Origin of the sequence: Mesorhizobium sp. M1E.F.Ca.ET.063.01.1.1, from assembly GCF_003998155.1 — a bacterium.
GTDB lineage: Bacteria > Pseudomonadota > Alphaproteobacteria > Rhizobiales > Rhizobiaceae > Mesorhizobium.
In genome coordinates this window covers 1-4,923 of the sequence record NZ_RZSC01000440.1, presented here as the reverse complement: position 1 = coordinate 4,923, position 4,923 = coordinate 1, and the positions used below count along the sequence as shown (strand labels likewise).

The following is a 4,923-nucleotide window of genomic DNA, read 5'->3' as shown; positions in this document are numbered from 1 at the left end:
GTATTTGACGTTGCTGTTGTCGGCGGCGAGCGAGGCGACCAGCCTGGTCTCGGGGGGCGGCAATGACGGATTGACGAAAGGCAGGGCGACAAAGACGGCCAAAGCGGCAAGCGCGGCGGCGGCAAGCCCGCGCCAGAAGGCGAGGCTCCCCAGCAGGCCGGCGCTGGGAGCGGATGTGGCGGCCGAGGAGGCAAAGAGCCGGCGGTCGATCGCCGCCTTGACCGAAGCCGGAGGCTCGACCGCGGCATAGGCGGCCGCCATCGGCGCGAAATGGACCTCCCAGGCATCGACCAGGCGGGCAAACGCCGTCTCGGTGTCGATGCGGCGCGAAGCGATCTGGCGTTCGTCGGCCGCCAGAACGCCGAGAACGTATTCGGCGGCGAGCAGGTCGTCGCCTCCGCGTTCCGGTCCGTTGTCTTGCGCCAGCGTCATCTTTCCAGGCATTCTCTCAGTTTGAGCAGGCTTCGCCGCAGCCAAGTCCGCATCGTGTTCAGCGGAACCTTGTGGCGTTCCGCCAGCTCGGCATAGCTTTCGCCGTTGAGATAGGCGCCCCGAACCGCCGCGGCCCGGTCTTTCTCCAATTCATCGAGGCAATGGTGGATGCGTTCGGTCTCGCCGCCCGCGACGGCCATGGCCTCAGGTCCCGGCGTCGGATCGGCGACGTCGATGGCTGCGTCGATGTTGGCGGAAGGACTGCGACGCGCCCTGATGCGATCGATCGCATGGTTGCGCGCAATGGCCACCAGCCAGGAAATCGGGCTCAGATCGGAAACCGCGAAACGGTCCGCCTTCGTCCAGATCTTGACGAAGACCTCCTGCAGCGCTTCTTCCGCATCTCCCCTGTCCCTCAATACACGAAGACAGACGCCGAAAAGTTTCCCGCTGGTCTGCCTGTAGAGCAGATCGAACGCAGCCCGGTCCTTCATCGAAGTCCGGACGATCAGCTTGCTGATGTCCTGAGGCCCCATGCAGGCAAATTAGAAGATTGCGATTTATTTGCAACGGGGCGCCGCGGTGTTGTCCACCACGGGCTTCCGTCACGTCAGCACCTGAAGTCATCTTCACGAATGCGAGGTCAAGGAAACAAATCCCGATTTCGATTTGCGGGCTCATGCGCTAGCCTTTGGCAAAAGAGGGGTGCGGCGAATGTCGATTGAACGCGTGCTTTGGGAAGAGGATGCGACCGGCCTTGCTGGGCTCGTGCACAAGGGAGACATCTCGGCGCAGGAGCTGGTCGACGCCGCGATCGCGCGCGCCGAGGCGACAAGGCTCGACATCAACGCTATCGCCACGCCGCTCTATGACGCGGCCAGGGCGCGGGCGAAGGCGATCGACCGCAAGCTGCCGCTCGCCGGCGTGCCCTTCGCGCTGAAGGATCTCGGCATCGGCATCAAGGGCGTGCCGATCCATGGCGGCAGCCGCATCCCGGCCTTCACGGCGGACTACAACTCGGTGATGGTCGAGCGGTATCTGGCCGCGGGCTTGATCCCGATCGCCACCAGCACCTCGCCCGAGCATGGGCTGCGGCTGATGACGGAATCGGCCCGCTTCGGTATCACACGCAACCCTTGGAATAACGGCCACACCACCGGCGGCTCGTCGGGCGGATCGGCGGCGCTGGTCGCGGCAGGCGTGGTGCCGGCGGCGCATGCTTCCGACGGCGGCGGCTCGATCCGCGTGCCTTCGGCCTGCAGCGGCCTGGTCGGGTTGAAGACCTCGCGCGGCCGCGTGCCGCTGACGCCGCTCACCAGCGAAAGCTGGTACGGAATGGTCGTCGACCACGCCGTCAGCCGCTCGGTGCGCGACACGGCACTTCTGCTCGACCTGACCCATGGCGCCGATCCGCTGTCGCCCTATGCCGCGCGGGAGCCGAAGGGCTCGTTTGCCGCCGCCGCGGCGCGCGATCCCGGCAAGCTCAGCCTCGCCGTCTACCGCAAGTCGCCGCTCGGCCTGCCGATCTCGGTCGAGACGATTGCCGCGCTGGATACGGCTGTGGCGCTGGCGCGCGAGGGTGGACACACAGTGGAAGAGATCGACCTGCCCTATATCGGCCGCGACTTCATGGCCGATTTCTGCAAGAGCGTTGCTTCAGCGGTTGCAGGCATGATGCGGGCCGAGGCGCTGCGTGTCGGCCGATCCGTCACCGGCGACGTCGAGCGGGCGACGCGCGTGCTCGGCCGTCTCGGTGAAATGCTGTCCGCGGGCGAAGTCTATGACGCGGTGCAGCGGCTCAACGCCACCGCGCGGCGGATGATCCAAGAGACCGCGCGCTTCGATGCCGTGCTGATGCCGATCATCGCGCATCCGCCGCTCGCCTGCGGCGCGATGGATCCGAAGGGCGCGGACGAGCTCATCGAAAACCTGCTCGACAAATTGCATCTCACCGGGCTGCTCAGGATCAAATCAATTTTCGGCCAGCTTATGGACAAGAGCCTGTGGTTCACCCACTGGCCGGCGATCCACAATGTCAGCGGCCAGCCATCGATCGCGCTGCCGGTGCATGTCACGGCGGGCGGCCTGCCGCTCGGCATCCAGGCCGCGGGACGGCCGGGCGACGAAGAAACGCTTTTGTCGCTGGCGGCACAGATGGAGAAGATTTCGGGATGGCTCGGGCGGCGCGCGCCGCTCAAGGCGCCGGCCTAGAAAGAACCGCAACACGATTTCATCATTGTGACCGCAAAGCCGTTTGCGGCCTGCGGCAATTCCCGCTAAGACGCGGCCATTCACGCCAAGCCGGGATCACATCGATGACGGACATCGCCGCCACCGCCGAAATGCAGGCCGCGCTGCTTTCCAGAGCGCTGCCCTATATGCAGCGCTACGAGAACAAGACGGTGGTGGTGAAGTATGGCGGCCATGCCATGGGCGACACCGAGCTCGGCAAGGCCTTTGCCCGCGACATCGCGCTGCTCAAACAGTCCGGTGTCAATCCGATCGTCGTTCACGGCGGCGGACCGCAGATCGGCGCGATGCTCAACAAGATGGGCATCGAATCCAAATTCGAGGGCGGCCTGCGCGTCACCGACCAGAAGACGGTCGAAATCGTCGAGATGGTGCTGGCCGGCTCGATCAACAAGGAGATCGTGGCGCTGATCAACGCCGAAGGCGAATGGGCGATCGGGCTCTGCGGCAAGGACGGCAACATGGTGTTCGCCGAAAAGGCGCGCAAGACCATGATCGACCCGGACTCCAACATCGAGCGGGTGCTGGATCTCGGTTTCGTCGGCGAGCCGGTCGAGGTCGACCGCACGCTGCTCGACCTTTTGGCACGCTCGGAGATGATTCCGGTGCTGGCGCCGGTGGCGCCCGGCCGCGACGGCCATACCTACAACATCAACGCCGACACTTTCGCGGGCGCTATCGCGGGCGCCTGCCGCGCCTCGCGCCTCCTGTTCCTCACCGACGTGCCCGGCGTGCTCGACAAGAACAAGAAGCTGATCGACGAGCTGACGGTTGCCGAGGCCAAGGCGCTGATCAAGGACGGCACCGTCTCGGGCGGCATGATCCCGAAGGTCGAGACCTGCATCGAGGCGATCGAGCGCGGCGTCGAGGGCGTCGTCATCCTCAACGGCAAGACGCCACATTCGGTGCTGCTCGAGCTCTTCACCGAGCATGGCGCCGGCACGCTGATCGTTCCTTGATATATCGTCAGCCGGCTAATCTTCTTTCGCCCGGCATGTGCTCGTGTTCGATGACAGGCGGGGCCGGCTTGCGCGCCAGGCGCTGAAAGACCATCGATTCCTCCTCGGCGTCCTGCGGCGCGCCCCAGAATTCGGCGAGCGTCGGGCCGTCCGTCACGCGACGGTCGCGGACCAGAAAGCCCCAGACCTCGCGGAACCAGACGCGACGGCCCATCTTCGTATACCAGCGCATCGAATGCCGCTGCTCGGGATCGGGGTGGAAGAGGATGCGCGCCAGCGCCTTCGGCCGCGACTGCACGGCAAGCTCGATCAGCTTGACGGCGAAGAACAGCATCCAGGGCTTCAGCCGGGTCATATGCAGGACCTGGTGCTTGTAATCCCAGAGGCGGACATCCCGCTGTATCACCTTGCGATCCTTGGCGATGCGGAAGAACGGCGTCCAACGATGCGGCGTCACATAAAGCGCCTGGATCTGGTCCGGGTCATAGGCGATGAGCTGACGGAAGCCGCGCCATAAATCGCGAAACCCTTCGTCCTCGAAGCCGGCGACCCAGGTCGCCATCGACAGGATGCCGTGCCGGCGAAGGAGCCGGATCGCCTCGCGGTCGGATTTCGTGCTGCCGCCCTTGCGGATCAGTGACAACGTCTCCTCGTCGGTGTTCTCCATGCCGAGCAGCCAGCGGATGACGCCGGCCTTGCGGTAGAGATGCAGAATATCGGCATCGCGCACGATATCGTCGGCGCGCGTCGAGCCGACGATCAGCACCGGCACGTCTTCCGCGATCATGGCGTCGAGAAAGGCGCGCCAGGCTCTCTTGGAGGAGGTCGGGTTCTCATCAGCGAGGTTGATCAGCTCGACGCCGTGCTCGCGGTGCAGCCAGGCGATCTCCCTGGCGAAGCGAACCGGATCGCGATGCCGCCAGCGGGTCCAGAAGCCGCGCTGGCCGCAATAGTTGCACAGATGCGGGCAGCCGCGCGAGAATTGCATGACCACGGCGCGCTTGCCGCCCCAATAGCTGTAGCGGCTGAAATCGATCAGCTCCCAGCCGACGCGACAGGCGTCGAGATCGGCGATCGCCACGGCCGGCGGCGTGGCGAAAGGACGGCCGAGATCGTCGCGATAGGCGATGCCGGCGACGCTTCGCACCGGCCGGCGCAGTTCCAGCGCCTCGACCAGCGCCGCCGCGGTCGCCTCGCCCTCGCCGCGCACGATGAAGTCGAAGACATCCGTTGCGGCCAGCACGTCGCGCCAATGATAGGTCGGGAAGACGCCGCCGTAGAC

The 4,923-nt window shown here is 65.5% G+C and carries 4 protein-coding genes and 1 pseudogene; 2 read left to right on the top strand and 3 right to left on the bottom strand.

Annotation, left to right across the window (positions count from 1 at the left end):
* Positions 1 to 432 (bottom strand): annotated as a pseudogene (locus tag EOA29_RS24865) (anti-sigma factor); the annotation flags it as partial.
* Positions 429 to 968, bottom strand: a complete 540-nt coding sequence (locus EOA29_RS24860; protein WP_126090909.1) for a sigma-70 family RNA polymerase sigma factor — start codon at positions 966 to 968, stop codon at positions 429 to 431. The gene EOA29_RS24860 and the pseudogene EOA29_RS24865, both read right to left, overlap by 4 nt.
* A 178-nt stretch (positions 969 to 1,146) precedes the next feature.
* Between EOA29_RS24860 and EOA29_RS24855 the strand changes: the two genes are divergently transcribed.
* Together EOA29_RS24855 and argB are read left to right on the top strand one after the other, a co-directional pair.
* Positions 1,147 to 2,643 carry an amidase gene (locus EOA29_RS24855; RefSeq protein WP_126090910.1) on the top strand — a complete coding sequence of 499 codons (1,497 nt, stop codon included), beginning with the start codon at positions 1,147 to 1,149 and terminating at the stop codon, positions 2,641 to 2,643.
* Between the two features lie 104 nt (positions 2,644 to 2,747).
* On the top strand, positions 2,748 to 3,641 hold the full coding sequence (gene argB / locus EOA29_RS24850; protein ID WP_126090911.1) for an acetylglutamate kinase: 894 nt from the start codon (positions 2,748 to 2,750) through the stop codon (positions 3,639 to 3,641).
* Positions 3,642 to 3,648: 7 nt separating this feature from the next.
* Here argB and EOA29_RS24845 read toward each other — a convergent pair.
* Positions 3,649 to 4,923 (bottom strand): radical SAM protein (locus EOA29_RS24845; protein WP_127221750.1); only part of this gene is annotated, 1,275 nt, incomplete at its 5' end.

Bases quoted from the DNA above. Each gene is read 5' to 3' on its own strand.
- EOA29_RS24855 (WP_126090910.1), top strand. From the start codon at position 1,147: ATGTCGATTGAACGCGTGCTTTGGGAAGAGGATGCGACCGGCCTTGCT.
- EOA29_RS24860 (WP_126090909.1), bottom strand. From the start codon at position 968: ATGGGGCCTCAGGACATCAGCAAGCTGATCGTCCGGACTTCGATGAAG.
- argB (WP_126090911.1), top strand. From the start codon at position 2,748: ATGACGGACATCGCCGCCACCGCCGAAATGCAGGCCGCGCTGCTTTCC.